Below are 24,184 nucleotides of genomic sequence, written 5' to 3'. Positions count from 1 at the left end.
AAAGTCCGCCCCTCCCACAGAGAATGAGTTACGATGTCCCCTGTTTCCCTTGTTTCAACGCCACCTTTTATTCCAGAGCCATCTGTCGAATCCGATTCAATCCTTTTGCCACAGCAGGAATAGAAATAATCACCAATGTAACTGCTCCTTCCACAAGAAGATAGCTATAGTTATATGCAATGGGATAGATACTCTTTAAAGACTGTGGGAAATTATCTGGCATATAGCTCATCCAGTATAAGTATCCTCCCAGCGCATGAAAAGCTCCGCGTGCAATCACCGCGACAATATATCCTTTGATCAGCCCATGTCTGCTTTTTGCAAAAAATCCAGCTGTCCCCAATGCCGCAAAAGCAAGAATATAATCGCAGCATACCTGAAAAAAGGACAACACATATGGTTCCTGCAAAAACTGCAAGAGTCCGTATGCAAATCCCACTAAAATTCCGGTTTTCGGTCCATACCAGTTGCCCACTAAAACAATAAACAACATGCTGCACAGGGTCACACTGCCTCCCCAGGGCATTTCAAATACTTTTACATAAGATGTCAGAAAAGCCAATGCAATCGCCATGCCGCAAAATACGAGCTGTTTTGCTGTCATCTTCTTTTTGACTGTGGTTTTTCCCGCAAAATACAATGCTGCTATAAACAGAAGAATTCCAGCGGCAATACTTACCGCGTAACCTGCTGTTGTCAAGCCGCCTTCCCCATTTACCAATAAGTCAAACATAAAAAACCCTCCTTGCTGTTTTTTGAAAACAAGGAGGGCAAAATCCCACATACTGTATATCCCTACGTTGGCATTATCCAAATCAGGTTACGGGTCGAAGTTAAAAACTTCCTCTCAGCCTGTAGTACAAGCTCCCCTTGTTATCATTCCTATGTATTTGGCTTTCATATTAAACATAAATACCGTAAATGTCAAGTAGTACTATTTATTTTCTCATCTGAAATGAAACAAAACAGTAGAAAAGAAATAGCACATACTCCTCTATTTCTCTTAAAATCCTATTGCACTTGCTTGCTAATAATAAATTCAAAATCAGAAAAAAATGACGATATTACACCAGCATGGTATAATACACTTGAATACAAATTTTAATTGATCAAAATCACTATATCCCGGTCTTAGCAGGCTGTCGCACAGCAATTTCGTTCAATATAAATTTACGGAGGACTTACAAGATGAAAATTATTGAAGCAGTAGATAGAAATCCATGTCTAATAGAACAATTATTAAAAGTATGGGAAAGTTCTGTAAGAGCAACCCACCTTTTTCTATCAGAAAATGAAATACAAAATATTAAAAAGTATGTGCCGCAAGCATTAAAAGAAATACCATATTTAATTATCGTAGAAAATGAAAAACAACTTCCTATTGGATTTATGGGAATTGCAGAACAACATCTAGAGATGCTTTTTATTTCTAATGCAGAAAGAGGAAAAGGAGTTGGGAAAGAGTTGTTTCAATATGGAATCGAGCAATACTCTGTGAATGATTTAGCAGTAAATGAACAAAACCCTCTTGCAAAAGGTTTCTACGAACATATGGGATTTACAGTTTATAAAAGAACAGAGCTGGACGAACAAGGAAATCCCTACCCATTATTGTATATGAAAAGGGCTTGCTAGTTTTCACTTGGTATGGTAAAGGGTACGTTTCATTTGCGGACTACAGTTGTAATGAAACGGCATATGATGGAATTTCTTATTGTGAAAAATAAGACATTAGCATAATTTTTCAAGGAAGAAAGTGCAATGGTAGAAAAATGGGCAATAGAATTGCAAAGTTTGTCACAAACAGGGCTAACCTGCACAAAAGACGTTTATGATAAAGAAAGATATGAAAAAATACGAGAAATCTCAACAGAAATGCTTGCAGAAAAGATATTTATATAACTTGTAGTGTATTTATTATAAAGATGGAGACAAAAAGCTATGAAAATAGGAATTATATGTGCCAGTGATGATGAACTTGCTCCTTTTTTATCTGCAATAGAGCATTGCAGGACTATGGAAAGAGCAATGCTGAAGTTTTATAAAGGACAAATTTACGGTGTAAAAGTTGTTGCCCTGTTTTCGGGTGTGTGTAAGGTAAACGCCGCCATAGCGACACAACTACTGATTGACCTTTTTGATGTGAATATCGTTATCAATGCAGGGACAGCGGGAGGAATGAGCCCTAAGCTGAAAATTTTTGATACGGTCATATCTACGGAAGTTTGCTATCATGACGTGGCGCAGGATATTCTAACAGAATTTCACCCGTGGTTAAAAACCGTATTTTTTAAAGCAGATCAGGAATTGATAAAAATTTCTGAAATAGCTGTAAAAGAAACTGGACTGAAAGAAAAAGTATTTTGGGGACGGATTGTTACGGGAGAATCCTTTATTACTGATGAAGGGCGTAAAAAAATCAATGATGAATTTGCCCCTCTCGCAGTCGATATGGAGACCGCAAGTATCGCTCATGTATGCTATGTAAACAATATACCATTTCTTTCCGTTCGTTGTATTACAGATACCGCTGAACATAGCGGTATTGAAAACTTTGAAGAAAACTGTATTAAGGCTTCTGATATTGCCAAAGAAATTACCACAGCTATTTTAAAAAAAGGTTCAGAAATATGGGAATCAAGAAAAAAATACTAAAAATCCATACTTTTAGATGAGGAGGAGACTGCGAAAATGAAAATACGTACTCAAACAACACCGGAAGTCCTTTGCATCGGACAGGTTCTTATGGACTGCATCATAAAAGGCTGGAATAACACTTCCTGTAAAGAACGGGTACAGACTGCTGATTCTGTCACTTTGTCCCCCGGCGGAGACACCTTCAACGAGTCCGTTGTCTTATCACGTCTAGGTCATAGCGTACGGACTGTCTGTATCCTTGGGAACGATCTTACCGGAAATATACTGGCAAATCTCCTTGCTGACAGTGGAATATACACTGATTACATTATCCGCAATAATACTGTGCACACTCCGGTTGCTCCTCTGCTTGTAAACACTGACGGAAACAGAAAATCGCTCAATGCCTTTTCCCGTCTGGACGATTTCCTACAGATTTCCCCTTCCCTGTTCAAAAGGGTACGGATTGTCTCTCTTGCCAGTCTTTTTCGTCCGCCTTTGACGCGCCCGGAAACGATCACTGCGATCTGCCGGGAGGCTAAAGCTTCAGGAGCCATTGTAACAGCGGATACCAAACTTCCGCTTCAAACACCCGTCACACTTGAAGACATCAAGGAAGCCTTGTCTTATATTGACTATATCTTCCCCAATGAAGAAGAGGCAAGATTTTATACAAAGAAAAACGACTACTCTGATATGGCAGAAGTCTTTTTAAACTATGGGGTTAAAAATGTCATCATCAAAACTGGACAAAATGGGTGCTTTGCTAAAAATCATAAGATAAGTCTTTCCCTGCCCGCCTTCAGAGTAACCGCAACAGACAGTACTGGTGCCGGCGATAACTTTGCCGCTGGATTTCTTTCTGCTCTCCTGCGCGGCAACGCCTTGAAGGATGCTCTGGCTTTTGCCACTGCCTGTGCCGCTATCTGCGTACAGTCTGTCGGAGCTACCTCCGGCGTGCAAAGCAGAGTGCAGGTAGAAAAGTTTCTTTCTGATACAGACTATCGTGCAATATAATTCTCAGACAGATAACCGCTGTCGTCTTATCTGTCTTTCATCTGTCCGTATGGACAACGGTATCTTGGTTTACCCGTGCTTTTCTTTCCGTATTCAATTGCCTTTGTGGGACAGACTGTAATACATGCCATACAATGTGTACACTTGTTGTGCCACTTAGGTTTTCTCTCCTCCATTGTAATGTTATTCAACGGGCAGGCATCTGCACATTTTCTGCATCCAATACACTGATCGTCTGCCCAAAATTTTTTTGCATGTACTATTGCCGGATAAAATAGAATATTAATTGGTCCACTTAAAGCTGCGCCCATGAACCCTTCTTTTTCCTCCTCCAGCGTTTTTCCCTCTGCAATCTGTTCTATCACTGCGTCTATCTTAGGCTCTGCTTTCGCAATAATCTCTTTTGCTTCTGTCTCGTCCGGCGCAGAAAACATGGCAATATAATTTTCCGGCATAACAATCTCAGCACATCCTCGGTAAAGAAACTCTTTTTTACGGCAGAGTTTTCTTATATACTTTGCCGCATTTCCAATTTCTCCTCCACAGTTCATCACAAAATATGCTTCTGGTGTACCATAAAATCTGGATTTTAAAATCCACTCCTCCACAACTTTCGGTATCCTCCAGGCATAGGTCGGCAATACAAAAATCATTCTCTTCGGTGTCTTTCCTTTAAAAAGTCGATGGTTCTTAATTTCCTGGTTCAATGAGCAGAGTCTGTCATCTAACGCCTGTGAAATCCGTTCTGCAATATAAGCACTGTTTCCAGTCCCTGAAAAATAAAATACCATTATTCATCACCTTCTTTTTATATTTTTTTGACGGTCATACGGAGTACCCTTTAAAGTATATCTTATTATTCTTCATTATTTCTTTCCCGTTTTTCTGGATAAAATACTAATAAAAAGCAGAAAAAGGCAGTAATCGCAATGATAAATTACTCTCCATTATGGAAAACAATGAATCAAAAAACCACCGCCCCCGAAGTTCCAACGACTTCAAAAACAGTGATTTTCAAGTGCGCGATCAGGGGTTCGAACCCTGGACACCCTGATTAAGAGTCAGGTGCTCTACCAACTGAGCTAATCGCGCATTTCAATATTTTTTTGTTATTTCTGTAACGCAAGTGCTATTATATAACAGTTTTTTTAGGATTGCAAGAGATTTTTTCTATTTTCTTCCTCTTTTTTTACAATTTCGCCCTAAATCTGCCGTCTATCTTTCATCTTACCCTATTTTGATGGAAACATACGCATCTTGTGCCGGTAATCTTAAATATCACTTAACAGTTCGGCCCGCGCCATTCGTAAAACCGCACTGCATGCTTATCGTGGCTCCCGCCACCGTTTTACTCATTGATGGGCGCTTAAGCTCATACAGATGTACGCTCGCAAAAACATGCAAGCATGTTTTGTGCTTCCCGCACACTGTATGGCTGAACTGTTACAATATCACCGGCACAAAATTTTCTTCATTTGAAGTCCTCCATCATTTTTTTCAGCATACTCTTTCGTACAACTCCACTTGCCGCCGCTACAGGCTCACCTTCTACAAAAATAACAAATGTAGGAACCTCTGTCACTTCAAACTGGGCTGCAAGTGTTTCTGATTTGTCAATGTCGATCTGACATACCTTTATAATCCCCTGGTATTCTTCCGCAAGCTGTGCCACCGTCTCCTGCATCATTGCACACTTTCCACACCAGGATGCATAAAATTCAACCAGAACAGGCAAATCGGAGGCAAGCACTTCCTGTCTGTAAGTATCTTCTGTAACCAGAATCCGCCTGTTTTCTTTCTTTTGAGACCATACATTCACTTTATTCACCTACATTTTCTTCCTTTTTCATCTCCATGACAAAAACCGGTGTTTAAAATCCGGTACACCTCATCAAAAGAACATCTCAGGCACATCAAGCGCCTGTTTATCCCCGGCATACAATATAATCTCTCTCTTACACAGGTTTTCCAACTCTTTCTCCATCTCATAACATTCCTCCATTTTAAGCGCCGGCAAATCCAAAGGTATGCCACTTTCTATTCTTTTCCTTTTCTCTTTAGCCGGTACTGGGAATATATATTAGTATATGAACAAAGTCCACAGATGTGAAATATTCTTCTATACTATTTTTTCACTGCAATCATCTTATTGATAGGATTTCCCTTAGAAGAGAATTTTTCTTCATATTCTGTCATTACATTTCCTCGGTTCAACTCTTCATTATGGTGAAGATCATAAGTATAATGTTTCAATGTCCATCCTGCCTCTTTTACTTGTTCCAACGAAAAATTAAACAACTCTGTATTATCTGTTTTAAACTCTACAGCTCCTCCATCTGCCAAGATCTTTTCATAGCGCTCCAAAAATTCCTGAGAGGTAAGCCGTCTCTTCGCGTGCCGTGCTTTCGGCCATGGATCTGAAAAATTCAGATAAATCTGTCCCACTTCCTTCGGAGCAAACACATCTTCTACGCTCCTCGCATCCATGCAGACAAACCGGACATTTTCTAATTCCTGGAAATCTTCTGTATCAAACTTTTCGATTGCCCGCAGCAGGACACTGGAATACCGCTCAATCCCAATAAAATTCACCGCGGGATATTTGCGGGCCATTTCAAGAATAAATTGTCCTTTTCCCATGCCGATTTCTATATAAATAGGATTTTCATTTCCAAATATCTGCTTCCAATTTCCTCTCTGTGCCTCCGGTCTTTTTATAACAGCTCTGTGAAGCTGTATTACGCCTTCTGCTCTGGGTATATTACGCAGTCTCATATGATGCCTCCTTTTTTATCAAAACTTCCCACTTTTCTTCCATGCCTTAAAAACTGTGTCCTAAGGCACACCGTAACTTATTCCCTTCGGGATGGCGGGCTTCGCCCGATAAGGTATACCCTAAAGGGCACACCGTAACTTACTCCCTTCGGGATGGCGGGCTTCGCCCGATAAGGTATACAAGATCCCTGTCTGGGAAATACTACGCCTCGCATAAAACTCTGGAAAAATCTAAGTCGGATAGTCCTCTTTCCACATTTTCCCTATTCCGGCGTTACCTTTAACATAGCACAAGCCCCCACTTATGGTCAAAGGGGTTTTTATAGAAATTATCAGTTCAGCCCGCACTATTCGTAAAACCGCACTACGTGCTTATCGTGGCTGCCGCCACTGTATGGCTGAACTGATACCATTTTATAAAAATTGACAATTCCTTAACTTGCATTTTTTCAAAAAAGGTGTATGATAGAATAAATTAGTATTTTTCAACAAACAGGAGGGTTGTTATGGACTCTATCGTAAACAAATTGACGGAAATCGAAGATGCCGCTTCAGCGATTGTTCAACATGCGGAAGCCCAGAAAGAAATCCTTGACAAAGAATACGATGAAAAAAGAAGAGCCTTTGATACCCAATTAGAAAATAAAACGTTAAGCCAAATTGAGGCCATACGTGCCAAGTTAGAAGAAAATACGCGAAAGCTTCTGGAATCACAGAGTGGAGCTGGTAATTTGACAGTGGAAGCGCTGAAAAAAGAATACGAAGAGAATCATACGAAATATGCAAAAGAATTATTAAACCGGATTACCGAGGTGTAGCCTATGGGAAATATACTAGCTTACAGCGGTATCGTGACAAAAATACGTGCAATGGAAGCAAAGCTGCTAAAACCGGAACAATTTGAAGAAATCGCAAATCTAAGCAGCGTTCTGGAGGTTGTCTCTTACCTGAAAGAAAATTCATCTTATGCAGATGTCCTTGAGACACTGGAGGATGATAAACTGCACCGCGGTAATATTGAGAAAGTTCTGATTCAGTCGCTCTACCATGATTATACGAAGATTTACCGTTTCTGCGGACAGCAGCAGCGTCGTTTTTTAAAGCTCTATTTGAAACGTTATGAGATTGATTTAATCAATTACTGCCTGCGGATTGTAATCAATCACTATCGGCAGCCATTTGACTTACATTATAAGAAGGCTTTTTTCGACCGCTATTCTCAGATTTCCATTGAAAAACTGATCGGCTCGCATACGACCGGCGAATTGATTGAAAATCTAAAGGATACCGAGTATTATGAACCGCTGAAAAAGATACAAGAGTCGCAGCATGTGTCTTTGTTTGACTACGAGCTGACTTTAGATCTGTATTACTTTTCTTCTTTATGGAAAGAACGGAAAAAAGTGCTGAAAAAGACAGACTTAGATCTATTTACACAGGACTGCGGCTCCAAAATTGATCTTTTGAATCTACAGTATATATACCGCGCAAAGAAATATTACAACATGCAGCCGGCAGATATTTATTTGATGTTGATTCCCATTCATTATAAAATTCACGTCGACCAGATAAAAGAACTGGTCGAGACGGCATCTTTGGAGGAATTTATGAATGTATTAGAAAAAACCTCCTATGCCCGTCATTATAACTTCCGGCAGAATCTAACGATCGAGCAGATGTACGCTGATTGTCTCCATCATCTTTATATAATAGACAGACGACGTAACCCCTACTCTATCGCTGCAATCAATACCTATCTCTTCTTAAAAGAAGAGGAACTCAAAAAGCTGACTACCGCTATGGAGTGTATCCGGTACAGCCTGTCTCCCGGCGAAACGTTGGCATACGCAGGAGGTAGAACACAATGATTGTAAAGATGAAATTTATTAATATATCCGGCCCGCGCAGTGACATTGATCGTGTGACAGATCTTTATCTTTCCCGATATGAAATCCAACTGGAATCTGCATTGTCTGAGCTCAAGACAGTGGATAACCTGCGCCCCTTTATAGAAATCAATCCATACCGTGACGCATTAAATAAAGCAGTACAATTTGTGGAACTCCTTCCAAATGTCCAGGATATTGTTCCAGACACGTCCCTGGGGCTCAACGACATGTTTGAAATCGTCAGAAAAGCGAACGAAGATTACATGTCTCTTGAGGAGAAGAAGGAAAAATTAAAAAAGAAAACCGAACAGCTTCGTACAAAGCAGCAAGTCATCGCACCTTTCCGTCCTTTGGACTGTGACTTACATCACGTCTTAAATTACCGGTTCATCAATTACCGGTTTGGGCGAATTGCTGTGGAATATTATCACAAAATGCTCAAATATCTGATGGAAGATCTGGGCGCTATCTTCGTAGAAGGAGAACGCGATGAAAGCTATGTGTACGGGGCTTATTTTGTTTCTCCCGGGGAAGTACAGAAGGTAGACGCAGTATTTCGTTCTCTGCATTTTGAACGGATTGAATTGAAGGATGAATTTGAAGGTACGCCTTCTTATGCCTATCAGACTTTGGACAGCGAGATTGCAAGAATTCATATAGAAATCGAAGATTTGGACAAAGCTGCCGGAGAAATGCTCTCTGATCGTGCGCCACAGCTTGTTGCCGCCAAAAACCGTTTAGAAGAGCTTTCTAACAACTTTGATGTCCGTAAGCTTGCCGCCCGCGTAGAAGACAAAAAAGAGGATTACTATATTCTCTGCGGCTGGATGGCGGAAGATGACGTAGAAAAATTTTTAGCTGAAATCAAAGAGGACGATAAGGTATTCGTCGTAGTGGAGGATGACCACGATACCTTTTTCGGGGAACCCCCTACAAAGCTGGAGAATCCCAAGCTTTTCAAGCCTTTTGAAATGTTTATCCAGATGTACGGACTTCCTGCTTCTAACGAAATGGATCCGACTGTATTTGTAGGCCTGACGTATTCATTTATTTTCGGCGTTATGTTCGGAGATGTGGGACAGGGACTTTTGCTTTTTATTGGCGGAGGGCTTATCTTTCATTTTAAAAAAGCTCCTCTCGCCGGTATTATCGCAACTGCCGGAATCTTTTCCACCATTTTCGGCTTCCTCTTCGGGAGTATTTTCGGTTTTGAAAATGTCCTGCCGGCTCTGTGGCTGCGTCCCATTGACCATATGACGACACTGCCGTTTTTAGGAAAGCTGAACACTGTATTTATCATCGCTGTTGCCTTTGGTATGGGAATCATTCTTCTCGCTATGATTCTTCATATTATCAACGCGCTGAAAAGCCATGACGCGGAGGGCGCCTGGTTTGACGCCAACGGTGTTGCCGGATTTATTTTCTATGCCTCCGCCGTCGCCTCCATTGTACTGTTTATGACCGGCAATTCTCTTCCTGCCGGATTTGTCATGGCCGTCATGTTCGGAGTACCGCTGCTTTTGATTTTCTTTAAAAAACCGCTGACCAGGCTTATTCAAAAGCGCGCTGACAAAATGGAAGAGAGCAAGGCAATGTTCATTGTGGAAGGATTCTTTGAGTTATTTGAGACCCTGTTAAGCTATTTTTCCAACACGATTTCTTTCATCCGTATCGGCGCCTTCGCCGTCAGCCACGCAGCCATCATGGAGGTTGTGCTGATGCTCGCCGGTGCAGAGGAGGGAAATCCAAACTGGATTGTCATCGTACTGGGAAACCTGTTTGTATGCGGATTGGAAGGACTAATCGTAGGTATCCAGGTGCTGCGTCTGGAATATTATGAAATGTTCAGCCGCTTTTATAAAGGCACCGGCAGGGCATTTCAGCCATATACAAAAAAGACAAACAAAAAATAGGAGGATTATACCATGACTTTAGCAACGAAAATTATCTTCATCATCGCTCTGATTTTAAGCATTATCATCCCATTTGGCTACTATCTGATCGGAGAAAAGAATAAAAAGCGTTATAAACGTGCGATCGGCGTCAATGCTTTCTTCTTCTTCGGCGCGTTCGCCCTCGCCTCCATTATGATGTTAAGTCCGGATGTACAGGCGGCGGGAAGTGTCACTTCAGATTCTGGTTTTGCAACAGGAATGGGCTATATCGCAGCCGCATTGGTTACCGGTTTATCCTGTATCGGCGGCGGTATTGCCGTTGCCAGCGCAGCGAGTGCGGCATTGGGAGCAATCAGCGAAGACTCTTCTGTTCTGGGTAAATCTTTGATTTTCGTAGGACTTGCAGAAGGTGTCTGCCTCTACGGGCTGATTATCTCTTTTATGATCCTGGGGAACCTATAATATGAAAATGTATTTAATCAGTGATAATGTCGATACCTATACAGGCATGAGACTTGCAGGAGTAGACGGTGTTGTTGTACATGAACGCGAGGAGCTTCGCAAAGCGCTTGAAGATGTGCTGGCAGACAAAACGGTAGGCATTGTGCTTCTAACCGAAAAATTCGGCCGCGAATTTCCCGACATCATTGACACCTTCCGTCTGGAACGCAAAAACCCCCTTCTTGTCGAAATCCCTGACAGGCACGGAACCGGACGAAAGAAAGACTTTATCACATCCTATATTACCGAGGCAATCGGGCTTAAATTGTAAGGATATACAAGATCCCCGTTGAAATAAAAAGCGTGCTGAATGAAAAAGGAGGAATTTTGTTTGACTCTGGAAGAAAAAATCGCACATTTGCAGACTACATCGATGGAACAGGCGCGAAGCGAAGGAAATGCCATCATTGATTCCTACAAAGAAGCACTGGAAAAAGTATTGGCAGATCACAAAGAGGAAGCGATCCGCCAGTCCCAGACTCGCATCAAGGCTGAGACGACCAATGCCAGACAGCAGCTAAACCAGGCAATGGCAAAATCACAGCTGGAAATCAAACGGCAGTACGGAAAGGTACAGCTGGAATTAAAAGATAAAATATTTGAAGAAACCAAAAGCCTGCTTGATGATTATATGAAAACCGAAAGCTATATGGATTATCTTATAAATTGTATCCATCATGCCAAACATTTTGCCGGAGAGGATCCGGTTGTGATTTATATCAATCCTTCTGATGAAACGAAGCGTTCTGATTTGGAGGATGCCACCGGTATTCACCTGACCATCAGCGCCGAGGACTTTATCGGAGGGGTACGCGCCGTTATCCGCGCGCGCAATATCCTCATTGATAATTCCTTTAAGACGAAGCTTCGCAATGAATATGACTCATTTTTGTTTTTAGGAGGTGACGGAGTTGCTTAAAACTGGAACAATTTACGGAATCAATGGTCCTGTCATCTATCTGAAAGGAAATACAGGCTTTCGCATGTCGGAAATGGTCTATGTCGGAAAACAGAAGCTCGTAGGTGAGGTCATTGCGCTCGATAAGGACAGAACAACCATTCAGGTCTATGAAGAAACAACGGGATTAAAGCCCGGAGAAGAGGTGATTGCCAGTGGAAATGCTGTTTCTGTCACACTGGCTCCCGGAATTCTCAATAATATCTTTGACGGAATTGAACGGCCTTTAGAGCGTATTTCCGAATCTGCGGGTGCGTTTATCACTCGCGGCGTAAGCGTAGATTCTTTGGATAAATCTAAAAAATGGCAGACACATATCATAGTAAAGGAAGGACAATATCTGCACAGCGGCGATATTATTGCAGAAGTGCCCGAAACCCACGCCATTCTCCACAAGTGTATGGTTCCTCCGGATATAGAAGGTACTGTTCTTTCTGTCGTTCCGGACGGGGAGTATACAATCGAAGAAACACTTGTAACACTGGAATTAAACAACGGTTCTCAAAAAGAACTTTCTATGACACAGTACTGGCCTATCCGTACAGCGCGTCCGACTCATCATCGTTTTCCCGCCTCTGTTCCGCTTATCACCGGACAGCGAATTATTGATACAATGTTTCCCATCGCCAAAGGGGGCACAGCCGCTATTCCCGGTGGATTCGGTACAGGAAAAACCATGACCCAGCACCAGATCGCCAAGTGGGCGGATGCCGACATCATTATTTATATCGGCTGCGGCGAACGCGGAAATGAAATGACGCAGGTATTGGAAGAATTTGGAGAGCTTACAGATCCCCGCACCGGAAATCCTCTAATGGACAGGACTACACTGATCGCCAACACCTCCAATATGCCCGTTGCCGCCCGCGAAGCAAGCATCTACACCGGCCTTACCCTCGCCGAATATTACCGGGATATGGGATATGACGTTGCTATCATGGCAGATTCCACTTCCCGCTGGGCAGAAGCTTTGCGCGAACTCTCCGGACGTCTGGAGGAAATGCCCGCGGAGGAAGGATTCCCCGCTTACCTTGCCTCCCGTCTCTCTGCCTTCTATGAACGGGCAGGCATGATGCACAACTTAAATGGGACAGACGGCTCTGTGACAATTATCGGCGCCGTTTCGCCACAAGGCGGTGATTTTTCTGAACCTGTAACGCAGAATACGAGACGTTTTGTCCGTTGTTTCTGGGGATTGGATAAAAGTCTTGCCTATTCCCGACATTTTCCGGCAATTCACTGGCTCACCAGCTACAGTGAATATCTGAATGATTTAAGCCACTGGTATCAGGATAACGTCTCTCCTAAATTTGTAGATTACCGCAACCGCCTTATGGCGCTTTTAAATCAGGAGAGCAGTCTGCTGGAAATTGTAAAATTGATCGGAAGCGACGTACTTCCTGACGATCAAAAACTGGTGTTGGAAATCGCCCGGGTCATCCGACTCGGTTTCCTACAGCAAAATGCCTTCCACAAAGACGATACCTGTGTCTCTATGGAAAAACAATATCTCATGATGGAAACAATCTTATATCTGTACAACCAGGCACGTGCCCTCGTTACAATGGGGCATCCTATGTCTGTGTTAAAAGCAGAAACTATTTTCGACAGGGTCATCGCTATCAAGTATGACGTGCCAAATGACAGACCAGAGCTGTTCGCCGGATACCATCGGGATATTGACGCTTTTTATCAGCGTGTTCTGGAAAAAAACGCATAAGAAGGGAGGAATCCGGCACATGTCAATCGAATATTTAGGCTTAAGCAGCATCAATGGTCCTCTCATTGCCCTGGAAGGCGTACAGGACGCTTTCTTTGATGAAATCGTTGAATTTATTGTCGACGGTACAGAACGCAAAATCGGACGTATTGTAGAGGTGTATGAGGATCGCGCTGTGATACAGGTATTTGAAGGCTCTGAAAATATGTCTCTGAAAAATACACACACACGACTTACTGGACATCCAATGGAAATCACACTCTCTCCGGATATGCTCGGACGTACTTTCAATGGGATCGGACAGCCTATTGACGATTTAGGCCCGATTATCTCCACACTGAAACGGGATGTCAACGGACTGCCCTTGAACCCGGTAAAACGAGAATATCCAAGAAATTATATTCACACAGGAATCTCTGCTATCGACGGGCTGACTACTCTGATACGCGGACAGAAGCTCCCCATTTTCTCAGGGAATGGCCTGCCCCACGACCAGCTCGCGGCACAGATTGTAAAACAGGCTTCCCTCGGCGAAAACTCTGAGGAACAGTTCGCTATTGTATTTGCCGCTATGGGAGTAAAACATGACGTCGCTGATTTCTTCCGCCATACGTTTGAAGAAAGCGGCGTGGCAGACCACGTTGCCATGTTTTTAAACCTTGCCAATGACCCGGTAGTCGAACGTCTGATTACCCCGAAGGTAGCCTTGACTGTAGCAGAATACCTGGCCTTTGAACAAAACATGCACATCCTCGTTATCCTGACGGATATGACTTCTTTTGCAGAAGCGATGCGGGAGGTTTCTTCCTCTAAAGGAGAGATTCCAAGCCGAAAAGGATTTCCCGGTTATCTGTACAGTGAGCTTGCCACTATCTATGAACGTGCCGGCATTGTAGAAGGCGTAAAGGGTTCGGTAACACAGCTTCCCATCCTCACGATGCCCAATGATGACATTACACACCCGATTCCTGACCTGACAGGATATATCACAGAGGGACAGATTGTTTTAGACAGACCCCTGCATGGGCAGTCCATCTATCCTCCCATCAATATCCTGCCCTCTCTTTCCCGTCTGATGAAGGACGGTATCGGGGAAGGATATACAAGAGAGGATCATCAAGACTTGGCAAACCAGCTTTTCTCTGCCTATGCCAAAGTAGGAGACGCGCGAAACCTGGCTTCCGTTATCGGCGAGGATGAGCTTTCGCCTATTGACAAAAAATACTTGGAATTTGGAATAGATTTTGAGCAAAATTATATAGGGCAGGGCCCTGAAGAAAACCGCAGCATGGAAGAAACCCTGGATCTGGGGTGGAAGCTGCTTGGTCGTCTGCCAAGAGAAGAGTTGGATCGAGTAGATACAAAGATTCTGGATAAATATTATCACCCGACAGAAGAGGAAGAGGAATAAAAATCTTCCTTTCAACAGGGTACGGCATATCTGTTTTGAAGGCTGATATATTTTTGAAAGGAGGAGTCGCATGGATCCGCGTACCTTTCCTACAAAAGGAAATCTCATGCTGGCAAAAAATTCCCTGGCGCTTGCAAAGCAAGGGTATGATCTGATGGACAAAAAGAGGAATATTCTTATCCGAGAACTCATGAATCTGATCGATGAGGCGCGCAATATACAAGATGAAATTGATCATACCTTTACCTATGCCTACCGGTGCCTACAGAGGGCAAATATTGAGCATGGAATCAACATGGTAGATCAGCTTGCCTACACAGTTCCCATTGAGAACTCCATCACCATTCAGACAAGAAGCATCATGGGTACAGAAATTCCTCATGTGAAATATATTCCAGACGATGGGACGCCGACTTACTCTTTCGGCACCACACACGAATCCATTGATACCGCACGAGAGGCATTCCGCAGGGTAAAAGACTTAACAGTCAAGCTCTCTATGGTGGAAAATGCAGCGTATCGTCTCGCTTCAAATATTAAAAAAACACAAAAACGGGCGAATGCACTGCAAAACATCACTATCCCTATGTATTCGCAGTTGGTATATAGCATTACCAACGCACTGGAAGAAAAAGAGAGGGAGGAGTTTACAAGACTGAAGGTGATAAAGAGGATGAAGATGAAGAAGGGGTAATCCCGAGCGTAGATGGGCAGAGTGATTCTTCGCCTCTGCCCATGTTAAATCTATTCTTTTAAAACGGAACTCATCATTGTATCTATCTTTTTTAGTCCGTCAGGCTTATTTTTAGCTCTTATATATAAAATACCACCCAACGCAATCCATATTATAACCATCAGGATTTCGTATGGCCATTTTAATCCCGAGCCTGGGAAGCCTGGCAGGGATATGCCCACAAGAATACATCCCATCAGAACAGCGATATACCCTACCGCTGCGCTTTTTACCTTGTACGGGCGTGGCATATCTGGTTTAGATTTCCGCAGTTTAATAAAGGATAATGCAACAATTACATATGCAACGACACTTCCAAAACCTGCCGCTGTCGGATACCAAACATTTACTCCACCTCCAAGGAAACCGGACGCCAACATAACGGCTCCCATAATAAGAATTGTTCTATAAGGTGTCTGATATCTGGAATGCAGCTTTGCAAAAAATTCTGGTATCATTCCGCCGCGTGACATACTATACATCAATCGACTTCCGTTAATATATGTTGAAATCCAGGAAGTAAGAATCCCGAGCAGCCCTACTACAATCATAGCTTTTCCCGCCAACGGATTATTATTAAATATTGCTGCCATTGAATCTACAGCAGCTAATTTAGAATTTTGAATTTCTCCATGTGACAGGCCTAATGATGTTGCAACAATTGTAAGAATAAACCATCCTACTGCTGCAAGCATAACAAATACGATCACTTTTCCTAATTCTCGGGGCTTTACTACCGATTCCTCGGATGCCTGTGGTATACACTCAAAACCAGCCAGGAAGGTTGCACATGTAAGAATATTTGCGGCAACACCTTTCGCACCGTTTGCGATCAGCGGCTCAAAGTTTCTCGTATCCCCTTTAAAAAGTGCTGCGATAATAAATATAGCCGCAATTATAATCATTATGATAACGGCAATATTCTGTACTCTAGACATTCCCTGAATCCCTGTATAAGTCAGCCAAATCATCATAACTGCCATAATCATATAGGCCGCCAAAGTTCCCGTATGGATTTCATATCCGTATACAGTGTAAAGCAAAGGTGTATCAGACAGCGGATATAGATAATTCAGCGCATCGACTGCTGCGTTACACAGCCAGCTGACAAATAAAACCGGATTTAACAAACATGCCCATCCTGCAATAAATGAAGCTTTGGTACCATATGCCATCCATGCAAAATTCTGAGGTCCTCCGGCTTTCGGCATCGCAGATGCTAGCTCGCCATAACACAACGCCACAAAAATCATCATCAAGCCAGCAAATACAAATGCCAGACATGCTCCTAACATTCCAGCGCCGCCGATCCATGTAGAGCCCATTGAAATCCATCCCCACCCTATAATTGCTCCAAATCCAATGGCAAAGAGATCAAATTTCCCGAGAACTCGTTTCAATTCCTTTTTTTCTCCCATAACCTATGTTTCCTTTCCTTCTTTTACAGCTTTCTCCAAACGTTCCATCGCTTCTTTCACTCGGCTAAGCGGACAGGCTATATTTATTCTCATATGTTGTTCACCACCTGGTCCAAACAGAGTCCCCTCATCTAAACCGAGTCCTGCTTTTTCCCTGAAAAATACTGCCAATTCTTCATCTGTCATACTAAGCGAGCTGCAGTTCATCCACATCAAATACGTTCCCTGTAGCTCTGAACATTTCAGCATAGGCAGCCGTTTGTTTAAAAATGTTAGTATATATTTCTTGTTTTTGTCTAAATATGTAACCAATTCATCCACGTATTTCTCTCCATATCGAAAGGCTGCCTCAAATGCCGTCAGCGCAAAATTATTCACATTAAATAATCCCCATGCCCGGCGCAACCCCAGAATCTTCTCTCTTAATTTCTCATTGGAAACCACAACAGCAGATGCCTGCAACCCTGCCAGATTAAATGTCTTCGCCATTGAGTAAGCGGTCACCGTAATTTGTGAGGCTTCTTTGGAAACTGTCGCAAAAGGTATATGTTTAAACCCTGGCATAATTAAATCTGAATGTATTTCATCGGCAAAAACTTTTATATCATTTTGGGAACAAATTTCTGCTATTTTCTCCAACTCATGTCTGGTAAATACTCTTCCTACTGGATTATGTGGATTACATAAAAGAAGCGCCTTTGTGTTTTCTTTTGCCGCCAGTTCATCCAATTTTTCAAAGTCAATCTGATATGCATCATCTTTACAGAGCAGATTGCATCTATCCACACACCTGTTATTGTCTGTTATGTATTCAGTAAATGGATAATAGACAGGTGACATAATAATAATATGTTCTCCTTGTTTTGATACAGCATTAATAAACATCGCCATCGTGGTAAGCACTCCCGGGCTGAATATGATATGGTCGGTATCTATAATCCAGCCATGCCGTTTCAGAATCCATTGCTGTAAAACTTCTGCAAAACTCCCATCATCATATGCATAGCCAAATATAGGATGTTCTGCTCTTTTTTTAAGTGCACGCACCACTTCGTCAGGCGCAGGAAGATCCATATCAGCTACCCACATAGGCAAAATTTCCCCTGTCTGGTAACATGTTTCTGAATCCCATTTACAGCACTGCGTCCCTACACGATCTATGCTTTTATCAAAATCCATTCTCTGTTCCTCCCATTTCTTAAACTCCAATTTCTACAATCTCCTCCGGAACGTAAGTAAAACGGTCATATCCATCTTCTGTAATTACAATCGAGTCCTCCGGCGTCATTCCACCAATCACAGCACTACTGTACGGCACTTCACAGCTTACCACCATACCAGGCTGGAATGTTTCTTCCCCTACATAAGGTGAAATATATGGATATTCCTCTGCCAGAAAATACGTTCCTATTGAGTGACCAAGATGTCCGCGAACATAATCCGGCACCGTCTTTCTTACGATCTGCATCACCTCATTGTAAACATCCGCGATTTTCACCCCAGGTCCAATCATCTCCAATTCTCTGCGGTATCCTTCCATCAATGCAGCGTAAATTCTTTTTGCCTCATCGGATGCCCTGCCGATGGAATAGGCACGGCATATATCACTGATATACCCTAGATAAAAAGGACCGCAGTCCATTCTTACAATATCACCCTTCCGCAACGTATCCTCCGGTGGGATCTCAAAATTTCCAAAGTATCTTCCGCCCACGGAAAGAACCGGTCTTGCCCCTGTCACACCTGCCCCTTGTGCAAAACAGTTTTGATATGCCAGATTCACAAGTTCACCAACCGTCATTCCTTCTTTCAGCGCATTCGCTGTCGCTGTCATTTGACGTTCACTCATCTGTGCTGCTGTCCGCAATACTTCAATTTCCCACTTTGTTTTAATCATTCTGGCTCTGCTGAGCACTTCATCACAATCAATATATGTACAAGAGCCTCTGTTTTCTTGGAATATTTTCATCGCATCATACGTCAGCAGCTTGGACTGAATTCCAATAATGGCGTCTTTCTTTCTCGCTTTTATAATATCAAGCGCCTGCCGGAACGTTCTGCTGCCGTCAACTGTAGAGGGACGAACTTTAGGGGCTGGTTTTCCAGTTATCTTTTCGTGGTCATCTATAAAAATACCTGTTGTAGAAACATCTATTTTACATCCTGGTACCTGTTCCATAGACATCGTTTCATAATCCGGCATAATAACGGTAAATTCTCCTTCTACTGGGCAAACCGCAATACAGTATCCCGGAACATTTGTAACTTTTTGAAAAGTACTGTAATGTCCTGTTGCATAATAAATTGCCCCAAATTCTGTCAAAATCAGTCCGTCTATTCCTTTTTCACGCATAACTGCCTGAATTCTTTCCTGAAATTCTTTTTGATTTCTATCACTATATTGAATCATTTCTTTCCTCCTAATCTAATAATATTTGACTGCTTATCATTAAGTATATTATTTATTAAGCTACTTAATAATTTATTTATCTTAAATATATAGCAAACCCTAACAAATTACAATATTTATTTACAGAAGTCCTTATTTTCCACATAATAACCAATTTATCATCGTATTATTTAGAATAATTGCACAATTCCAGCTAATTCCTGTATTTTCTCTAAAAAAAGAATGTGCTCTGCACATTCTCGCGCTGAAGTGCGGCTGTGTCAGCAGCCATTTTCCATTTGCGCGCAGTGTGCATCCCTCGGTAGGTTTTCTTGTATAGGGGACAAAGTTTCCTATATAAAAAAACGGCATCCGGCAGTAAAACGCCTGCCGGATGCCGGTAACAGCTCATTTTCCATAATCTTTCAATGAATCTTGCAATACCTTTTTACTATTTAACTTTCTCCTTCTTTACTTTGTCTGATGTCCTCCCTATATGCTTCATTGATCTTCTTCTGTACCTGTATATGATGCATCAACTCTTCCTCTGTAAAAATACTCAACATATCAAACATTCTATCCTGGCATATCTTCGTAAAATGTTTCCTCTCTTCACATATTTCTCTTCCAATTTCCGTTAGTTCTAAATTAAACTTTCTATTATTTTCTTCATTACGTATCTGACATACCCAATTTCTCTCTCTTAGCTTTCTGACAATCTGTGAACACGCACTGGCAGTCTTATTTGTTATATGTGCGATATCTGTACAGGTAATTCCTGGATGCGCAGCAATTAAATCTATTACCAACCCTTCTGCCTGGTATAGAACATATTCCCCATAGCATCGCAATATTTCATCATATTCATTCATCAAATTATAGGCTATGTCCTGATTCTCCCATACCTGTCTCATCAATTCATCTTTGTTCTGATCCATCTGCAATATTCCACCTTTATTATTGTCTTAAGCTTTATTTCTATTAAAAAGTTTAGCACAGCTTTCATAAAAAGTCATTTGCTTTCTGTTACAGAACAGAAATTTTACAAATTTTTAAAATACTCTTTTTATATTTGCGTTCTCCATAAATTGGGCAGAAAGTTGACATGAAATCCTCGTATCTATTTACCTATTAAAGGTGGTTCCCGTAACTTTACTGTTTAGTGACCTACGAAGCTACTACATTTATCGGCATTCCTTCTAAAAATCCTTTCAGATTCTCTACCGCTGTCTTCATCAGTCTTTGTCTGCTTTCTTTTGCACCCCACGACATATGTGGAGTGAGAATACAATTCTTAGCTTTTAACAAAGGATTGTCCTTTTTTATAGGCTCTGTAGACACAACATCTAAACCTGCCGCATATATTTTTCCGCTATTTAAAGCCTCCGCTAAATCCTGCTCAACTATCAACGCTCCTCTAGAGTTATTTAGTATAATGACCCCGTCTTTCATTTTTTCAATATTCTTTTTGCAGATAATTCCCTCTGTTGAAGCAAATAATGGACAGTGAAGCGTGATCACATCCGCCTTTTTAAACACTTCGTCTTTGGATACATATTCTGCAATCTCCCTGCCTCTGTCATTTGGATATTCATCATTTGCAATTACTTCCATCCCTAAGGCCCTGGCAATACGTCCTGTTGTCTGCCCAATTTTTCCAAAGCCTATAATTCCCATTGTTTTTCCTGCCAGTTCAATCAAAGGATAATCCCAGAAGCACCAATCTTTATTTGTTTCCCACGCTCCTTCATGCACCGCTTTATCATGGTGCCCGATTCGATGGCATATTTCCAGTAAAAGTGCAATTGCAAACTGTCCTACAGCATTTGTCCCATAAGTTGGAATGTTCGTCACAACGATTCCTCTTTCCTTTGCCGAAAGAATATCTACCACGTTATATCCAGTCGCAAGTACCCCCACATATTTTATATTCCCACATGAATTAAACACATTTTTTGACAGTGGTGTTTTATTCGTAAATACAACTTCTGCGTCCTGAATTCTCTGGACAATCTCTCTTTCATCATCTGGTGCAGTTCTGTCATACACCGTCAGCTCTCCGTATTGTTCTAATTCTTCCCAGCTTAAATCTCCTGGATTCAGTGTATAACCGTCTAATACTACTATTTTCATCCTTATTCTCCTCTCTTTTTTAACAGGTTCCTTGCCTCTTTATAAATCTGTTCTGAAGTCAGTCCGTATTTTTCCATCAGTTCTTCCGGCTTCCCCGATTCTCCAAAACTGTCTTCCACTCCGATTATTTTCATAGGAACCGGATAATTCTGAACCAGGAACTCTGCTATTGCGCTGCCCATACCTCCGGCTGCCTGATGTTCTTCTGCCGTAAGAACACATCCTGTTTTTTTCGTTGCTTCCAAAATAGCTTCTGTATCTAACGGCTTCACCGTATGTACATTCACAACCATCAAATCAATTCCTTCTTTTTCCAAAGACTCTGCTGCATTTAATCCTTCCTGTACCATCGCTCCATTTGCAAAAAGAACGATATCCTTCCCTTCTCTCATTATATTCGCTTTACCCAGTATAAATGGACTTTCTTTTTTCGTGACAACTGGAACCGCCTCACGTCCAAAACGGATAAAACATGGCCCTTCCTGTTCTGCAATCGCCAATGTCGCTTTCTCTGTCTCATATGCATCACAAGGTACTACAACCGTCATATCCGGCAATACACGCATCAATGCTACATCCTCCAGCGATTGATGCGTTGCGCCGTCTGCTCCTACAGAAATACCTGCATGGGCTCCCGCCAGCTTCACATTGAGATGATTATAGCATATCGTTGTTCGGATCTGATCCCACGCCCTGCCTGCTAAAAACACGCCATACGTCGTCGCAAATGGGAGCATACCGCCTAATGCCAGCCCTGCGGCCGTTCCCACCATATCTTGTTCAGCAATTCCCATATCAATAAACTTCTCTGGATACTGTTCGCGTATCCATACTGTACGGGTAGATTTCGCCACATCCGCATCCATAACAATTAAGTTTTTCTTTTCTTCTGCCAGCTTTAACAATGCCCTTCCATACCCATCCCGCATGGGAATTTTTTCTTTTTCCATCCGCTTTATACCTCCTCTCTCCTGATTTCTGAAACAGCCCGTTTGTACTGCTCATTATCTGGTGCGTTTCCATGCCAGTTACAGTCATTCTCCATAAAGGAAACCCCTTTTCCTTTTACAGTATTTGCAATGATTACCGTTGGCTTTTCTTTTTGCATCTGTGCGCTTTGATATGCCAAAAGTACTTCCCCTATATCGTGTCCATTGATTTCCAACACATTCCATCCAAAATCAGCCCATTTTTCCGTCAGGTCACCCAGATTTTTAATTTCCTCCAAGTTTCCATCTAATTGAATATGATTGTAATCCACAATAGCGCACAAGTTATCCAATCTATGCTGCGCTGCTGTCATAACCGCTTCCCATATCTGTCCTTCTTGTAATTCTCCGTCTCCCATCAGACAATATATCCTGTTCCCCTTTTTCTGCATTTTGCAGGACAACGCAATCCCATTTGCAATAGAAAGCCCCTGCCCCAATGAACCTCCAGAGCAATCCAGCCCCGGTGTACGCGACATATGTGGATGTCCCTGAAGAATACTCCCCATTTTCCGCAGTGTTTTCAGCTCTTCAACAGGGAAAAATCCTTTTCGTGCCAACACACTATATAGTACAGGGGCAACATGGCCTTTAGAAAGGATAAAGTAATCTCTTTCTTCCCATTTTGGATTCTTGGGGTCTATTTTTAAAATTCCTCCAAAGTAAAGCCCTGCCAACAATTCTACCGCTGACAGCGACCCGCCAGGATGCCCAGAACCAGCATGATATATCATCTCTATAATGTCTGTACGGACTATACGGCACACTTCTTCCAATTCATCTCTATTCATATCTGCTCCTTTACTCCTGCGTTATCACACATGGTTTTTCCGGTATATTTATCTGGTGCCCACTAAAATTTCCATCAATTTTGGCTTTTACATATTTTGCTGTCTTCAGTAATTTAGCAAAATTAATTCCTGTCTCATACCCGCACTGTTCCAACATATATACCAGGTCTTCACTGGAAGTGTTCCCTGTAGCTCCCGGTGCAAACGGGCATCCTCCAAGTCCTCCTACTGCTGCCTGAATGCTGTCTGCTCCATTTTGTAATGCAATATAACTGTTTAATATTCCCATATTTCTTGTATCGTGAATATGTACATGGAACTTATCTTCAGGGAAATTTTTCTTCATCGCACAAAAAACTCTTTCTACCAAAGTCGGATATGCCATACCTACTGTATCACACAAGGTAAACGAATGAATTCCCAGTTCTCTTATGTTTCCTACCAATTCTATCAATGCTTCAACTGACATTTCTCCTTCAAACGGGCATCCAAACACTGTTGCAATATCCTGTGTTATTTTCATATCCGGCAGTTCTTCCCGTATTTTCTTAATCTCTTCTAGTGATTGTTCTCTAGTTCTTTTTACATTTGCCATATTATGAGATTCACTTAAAGAAATTACTGGTGTGATCTCTTTAAGCCCTGCTTTCGCCGCGGCTTTTGATCCATAGAGGTTTGGTACAAGAGCAAAGAATTCTACTCCTTTATATCTCTCTAAAACCGTCTCCGCTATCACTGCACTATCCCGCATTTGCGGAATCGCTTTTGGACTTACAAAAGAGCCCATCTGTATCTTTTTATATCCTGCCTCTACAAGTCCGTCTATAATCTTCAGTTTCGTTTCTGTAGGGATAAATGTTTTGACACTCTGAAACCCATCCCGCGGCCCTATTTCCACAATTTTTACTTTCTTCTCCATATTCAATTC

At 42.0% G+C, this 24,184-nt stretch carries 25 protein-coding genes, 1 tRNA gene and 1 riboswitch; of the genes, 13 read left to right on the top strand and 13 right to left on the bottom strand.

Translation table 11 applies throughout. From position 1 onward, the window contains the following. Window positions 1-67: 67 nt before the first annotated feature. Window positions 68-733 carry an energy-coupled thiamine transporter ThiT gene (locus tag H8S37_RS11940; protein ID WP_186876290.1) on the bottom strand — a complete coding sequence of 222 codons (666 nt, stop codon included), beginning with the start codon at window positions 731-733 and terminating at the stop codon, window positions 68-70. A 42-nt stretch (window positions 734-775) separates the two neighbouring features. After that, a riboswitch (TPP riboswitch) is annotated at window positions 776-881 on the bottom strand. Between the two features lie 307 nt (window positions 882-1,188). Here H8S37_RS11940 and H8S37_RS11935 point away from each other — a divergent pair. The 4 genes from H8S37_RS11935 (at window position 1,189) to H8S37_RS11920 (ending at window position 3,654) form a co-directional block, all read left to right on the top strand. After that, a complete protein-coding gene (locus H8S37_RS11935) occupies window positions 1,189-1,635 on the top strand; it encodes a GNAT family N-acetyltransferase (RefSeq protein ID WP_186876289.1) in 447 nt (148 codons plus the stop codon). A 126-nt stretch (window positions 1,636-1,761) separates the two neighbouring features. Then, a complete protein-coding gene (locus tag H8S37_RS11930) occupies window positions 1,762-1,902 on the top strand; it encodes an NUDIX hydrolase N-terminal domain-containing protein (RefSeq protein WP_207723941.1) in 141 nt (46 codons plus the stop codon). A gap of 39 nt (window positions 1,903-1,941) precedes the next feature. Further along, window positions 1,942-2,655, top strand: coding sequence for a 5'-methylthioadenosine/adenosylhomocysteine nucleosidase (locus H8S37_RS11925; RefSeq protein WP_186876288.1), 714 nt, complete (start codon window positions 1,942-1,944; stop codon window positions 2,653-2,655). A 36-nt stretch (window positions 2,656-2,691) separates the two neighbouring features. Then, entirely contained in the window at window positions 2,692-3,654 is a 963-nt protein-coding gene (locus H8S37_RS11920; protein WP_186876287.1) for a carbohydrate kinase family protein, read from the top strand. Window positions 3,655-3,680: 26 nt separating this feature from the next. Here the strand turns inward: H8S37_RS11920 and H8S37_RS11915 are convergent, their stop codons facing one another. The 4 genes from H8S37_RS11915 to trmB form a co-directional block, all read right to left on the bottom strand. Next, window positions 3,681-4,445, bottom strand: a complete 765-nt coding sequence (locus tag H8S37_RS11915; protein WP_186876286.1) for an EFR1 family ferrodoxin — start codon at window positions 4,443-4,445, stop codon at window positions 3,681-3,683. Between the two features lie 228 nt (window positions 4,446-4,673). After that, window positions 4,674-4,746, bottom strand: a tRNA-Lys gene (locus tag H8S37_RS11910). Window positions 4,747-5,125: 379 nt separating this feature from the next. After that, on the bottom strand, window positions 5,126-5,482 hold the full coding sequence (locus H8S37_RS11905) for a thioredoxin family protein (protein ID WP_330604995.1): 357 nt from the start codon (window positions 5,480-5,482) through the stop codon (window positions 5,126-5,128). A 296-nt stretch (window positions 5,483-5,778) separates the two neighbouring features. Next, a complete protein-coding gene (trmB, locus tag H8S37_RS11900) occupies window positions 5,779-6,429 on the bottom strand; it encodes a tRNA (guanosine(46)-N7)-methyltransferase TrmB (RefSeq protein WP_186876285.1) in 651 nt (216 codons plus the stop codon). Window positions 6,430-6,935: 506 nt separating this feature from the next. Between trmB and H8S37_RS11895 the strand changes: the two genes are divergently transcribed. The 9 genes from H8S37_RS11895 (at window position 6,936) to H8S37_RS11855 (ending at window position 15,497) form a co-directional block, all read left to right on the top strand. Next, entirely contained in the window at window positions 6,936-7,247 is a 312-nt protein-coding gene (locus H8S37_RS11895) for a hypothetical protein (protein ID WP_186876284.1), read from the top strand. 3 nt (window positions 7,248-7,250) lie between these two features. Further along, entirely contained in the window at window positions 7,251-8,297 is a 1,047-nt protein-coding gene (locus tag H8S37_RS11890) for a V0D/AC39 family V-type ATPase subunit (protein ID WP_186876283.1), read from the top strand. Next, window positions 8,294-10,231 carry a V-type ATP synthase subunit I gene (locus tag H8S37_RS11885; RefSeq protein WP_186876282.1) on the top strand — a complete coding sequence of 646 codons (1,938 nt, stop codon included), beginning with the start codon at window positions 8,294-8,296 and terminating at the stop codon, window positions 10,229-10,231. Before H8S37_RS11890 ends, H8S37_RS11885 begins: the two co-directional genes overlap by 4 nt. Window positions 10,232-10,243: 12 nt before the next feature. Next, window positions 10,244-10,675, top strand: a complete 432-nt coding sequence (locus H8S37_RS11880) for an ATP synthase subunit C (protein WP_186876281.1) — start codon at window positions 10,244-10,246, stop codon at window positions 10,673-10,675. A 1-nt stretch (window position 10,676) separates the two neighbouring features. Continuing rightward, on the top strand, window positions 10,677-10,985 hold the full coding sequence (locus tag H8S37_RS11875; protein WP_059067527.1) for a V-type ATP synthase subunit F: 309 nt from the start codon (window positions 10,677-10,679) through the stop codon (window positions 10,983-10,985). 60 nt (window positions 10,986-11,045) lie between these two features. Then, the gene (locus H8S37_RS11870; RefSeq protein WP_243207176.1) at window positions 11,046-11,633 is read left to right on the top strand and encodes a V-type ATP synthase subunit E; all 588 of its coding nucleotides are present in this window, start codon (window positions 11,046-11,048) and stop codon (window positions 11,631-11,633) included. Then, the gene (locus tag H8S37_RS11865; RefSeq protein ID WP_186876280.1) at window positions 11,626-13,392 is read left to right on the top strand and encodes a V-type ATP synthase subunit A; all 1,767 of its coding nucleotides are present in this window, start codon (window positions 11,626-11,628) and stop codon (window positions 13,390-13,392) included. Before H8S37_RS11870 ends, H8S37_RS11865 begins: the two co-directional genes overlap by 8 nt. Before the next feature lie 19 nt (window positions 13,393-13,411). Further along, window positions 13,412-14,803, top strand: coding sequence for a V-type ATP synthase subunit B (locus H8S37_RS11860; protein ID WP_186876279.1), 1,392 nt, complete (start codon window positions 13,412-13,414; stop codon window positions 14,801-14,803). Between the two features lie 70 nt (window positions 14,804-14,873). Further along, complete coding sequence (locus tag H8S37_RS11855; protein ID WP_186876278.1) at window positions 14,874-15,497, top strand: V-type ATP synthase subunit D; 624 nt, start codon at window positions 14,874-14,876, stop codon at window positions 15,495-15,497. A gap of 50 nt (window positions 15,498-15,547) precedes the next feature. Here the strand turns inward: H8S37_RS11855 and H8S37_RS11850 are convergent, their stop codons facing one another. The 8 genes from H8S37_RS11850 to H8S37_RS11815 form a co-directional block, all read right to left on the bottom strand. Next, window positions 15,548-16,954: an APC family permease gene (locus tag H8S37_RS11850; protein WP_186876277.1), complete on the bottom strand. Its 1,407-nt coding sequence runs from the start codon at window positions 16,952-16,954 to the stop codon at window positions 15,548-15,550. 3 nt (window positions 16,955-16,957) lie between these two features. Beyond that, window positions 16,958-18,133: a MalY/PatB family protein gene (locus tag H8S37_RS11845; protein WP_186876276.1), complete on the bottom strand. Its 1,176-nt coding sequence runs from the start codon at window positions 18,131-18,133 to the stop codon at window positions 16,958-16,960. Between the two features lie 19 nt (window positions 18,134-18,152). Next, a complete protein-coding gene (locus H8S37_RS11840) occupies window positions 18,153-19,364 on the bottom strand; it encodes a M24 family metallopeptidase (RefSeq protein ID WP_186876275.1) in 1,212 nt (403 codons plus the stop codon). 434 nt (window positions 19,365-19,798) lie between these two features. Continuing rightward, window positions 19,799-20,281, bottom strand: a complete 483-nt coding sequence (locus H8S37_RS11835) for a MarR family winged helix-turn-helix transcriptional regulator (RefSeq protein ID WP_186876274.1) — start codon at window positions 20,279-20,281, stop codon at window positions 19,799-19,801. 229 nt (window positions 20,282-20,510) lie between these two features. Beyond that, complete coding sequence (locus H8S37_RS11830) at window positions 20,511-21,476, bottom strand: D-2-hydroxyacid dehydrogenase (RefSeq protein WP_186876273.1); 966 nt, start codon at window positions 21,474-21,476, stop codon at window positions 20,511-20,513. Window positions 21,477-21,478: 2 nt separating this feature from the next. Then, complete coding sequence (locus H8S37_RS11825) at window positions 21,479-22,426, bottom strand: transketolase family protein (RefSeq protein WP_186876272.1); 948 nt, start codon at window positions 22,424-22,426, stop codon at window positions 21,479-21,481. Between the two features lie 5 nt (window positions 22,427-22,431). Beyond that, entirely contained in the window at window positions 22,432-23,256 is an 825-nt protein-coding gene (locus tag H8S37_RS11820; protein ID WP_186876271.1) for a transketolase, read from the bottom strand. Between the two features lie 10 nt (window positions 23,257-23,266). Next, window positions 23,267-24,175 carry a hydroxymethylglutaryl-CoA lyase gene (locus H8S37_RS11815; RefSeq protein WP_186876270.1) on the bottom strand — a complete coding sequence of 303 codons (909 nt, stop codon included), beginning with the start codon at window positions 24,173-24,175 and terminating at the stop codon, window positions 23,267-23,269. Between the last annotated feature and the right edge of the window lie 9 nt (window positions 24,176-24,184).

The sequence above is a fragment of the Mediterraneibacter hominis genome (assembly GCF_014287475.1).
GTDB lineage: Bacteria > Bacillota > Clostridia > Lachnospirales > Lachnospiraceae > Mediterraneibacter > Mediterraneibacter hominis.
This window is presented reverse-complemented; position numbering and strand designations above follow the sequence as displayed.

What these genes read in the sequence shown, in the direction of transcription:
- H8S37_RS11920 (WP_186876287.1), top strand. Translation starts at nt 2,692, where the DNA reads ATGAAAATACGTACTCAAACAACACCGGAAGTCCTTTGCATCGGACAG.
- trmB (WP_186876285.1), bottom strand. Translation starts at nt 6,429, where the DNA reads ATGAGACTGCGTAATATACCCAGAGCAGAAGGCGTAATACAGCTTCAC.
- H8S37_RS11875 (WP_059067527.1), top strand. Translation starts at nt 10,677, where the DNA reads ATGAAAATGTATTTAATCAGTGATAATGTCGATACCTATACAGGCATG.
- H8S37_RS11895 (WP_186876284.1), top strand. Translation starts at nt 6,936, where the DNA reads ATGGACTCTATCGTAAACAAATTGACGGAAATCGAAGATGCCGCTTCA.
- H8S37_RS11855 (WP_186876278.1), top strand. Translation starts at nt 14,874, where the DNA reads ATGGATCCGCGTACCTTTCCTACAAAAGGAAATCTCATGCTGGCAAAA.
- H8S37_RS11915 (WP_186876286.1), bottom strand. Translation starts at nt 4,445, where the DNA reads ATGGTATTTTATTTTTCAGGGACTGGAAACAGTGCTTATATTGCAGAA.
- H8S37_RS11940 (WP_186876290.1), bottom strand. Translation starts at nt 733, where the DNA reads ATGTTTGACTTATTGGTAAATGGGGAAGGCGGCTTGACAACAGCAGGT.
- H8S37_RS11820 (WP_186876271.1), bottom strand. Translation starts at nt 23,256, where the DNA reads ATGAATAGAGATGAATTGGAAGAAGTGTGCCGTATAGTCCGTACAGAC.
- H8S37_RS11935 (WP_186876289.1), top strand. Translation starts at nt 1,189, where the DNA reads ATGAAAATTATTGAAGCAGTAGATAGAAATCCATGTCTAATAGAACAA.
- H8S37_RS11880 (WP_186876281.1), top strand. Translation starts at nt 10,244, where the DNA reads ATGACTTTAGCAACGAAAATTATCTTCATCATCGCTCTGATTTTAAGC.
- H8S37_RS11890 (WP_186876283.1), top strand. Translation starts at nt 7,251, where the DNA reads ATGGGAAATATACTAGCTTACAGCGGTATCGTGACAAAAATACGTGCA.
- H8S37_RS11885 (WP_186876282.1), top strand. Translation starts at nt 8,294, where the DNA reads ATGATTGTAAAGATGAAATTTATTAATATATCCGGCCCGCGCAGTGAC.
- H8S37_RS11840 (WP_186876275.1), bottom strand. Translation starts at nt 19,364, where the DNA reads ATGATTCAATATAGTGATAGAAATCAAAAAGAATTTCAGGAAAGAATT.
- H8S37_RS11835 (WP_186876274.1), bottom strand. Translation starts at nt 20,281, where the DNA reads ATGGATCAGAACAAAGATGAATTGATGAGACAGGTATGGGAGAATCAG.
- H8S37_RS11860 (WP_186876279.1), top strand. Translation starts at nt 13,412, where the DNA reads ATGTCAATCGAATATTTAGGCTTAAGCAGCATCAATGGTCCTCTCATT.
- H8S37_RS11930 (WP_207723941.1), top strand. Translation starts at nt 1,762, where the DNA reads ATGGTAGAAAAATGGGCAATAGAATTGCAAAGTTTGTCACAAACAGGG.
- H8S37_RS11825 (WP_186876272.1), bottom strand. Translation starts at nt 22,426, where the DNA reads ATGGAAAAAGAAAAAATTCCCATGCGGGATGGGTATGGAAGGGCATTG.
- H8S37_RS11845 (WP_186876276.1), bottom strand. Translation starts at nt 18,133, where the DNA reads ATGGATTTTGATAAAAGCATAGATCGTGTAGGGACGCAGTGCTGTAAA.
- H8S37_RS11830 (WP_186876273.1), bottom strand. Translation starts at nt 21,476, where the DNA reads ATGAAAATAGTAGTATTAGACGGTTATACACTGAATCCAGGAGATTTA.
- H8S37_RS11850 (WP_186876277.1), bottom strand. Translation starts at nt 16,954, where the DNA reads ATGGGAGAAAAAAAGGAATTGAAACGAGTTCTCGGGAAATTTGATCTC.
- H8S37_RS11925 (WP_186876288.1), top strand. Translation starts at nt 1,942, where the DNA reads ATGAAAATAGGAATTATATGTGCCAGTGATGATGAACTTGCTCCTTTT.
- H8S37_RS11815 (WP_186876270.1), bottom strand. Translation starts at nt 24,175, where the DNA reads ATGGAGAAGAAAGTAAAAATTGTGGAAATAGGGCCGCGGGATGGGTTT.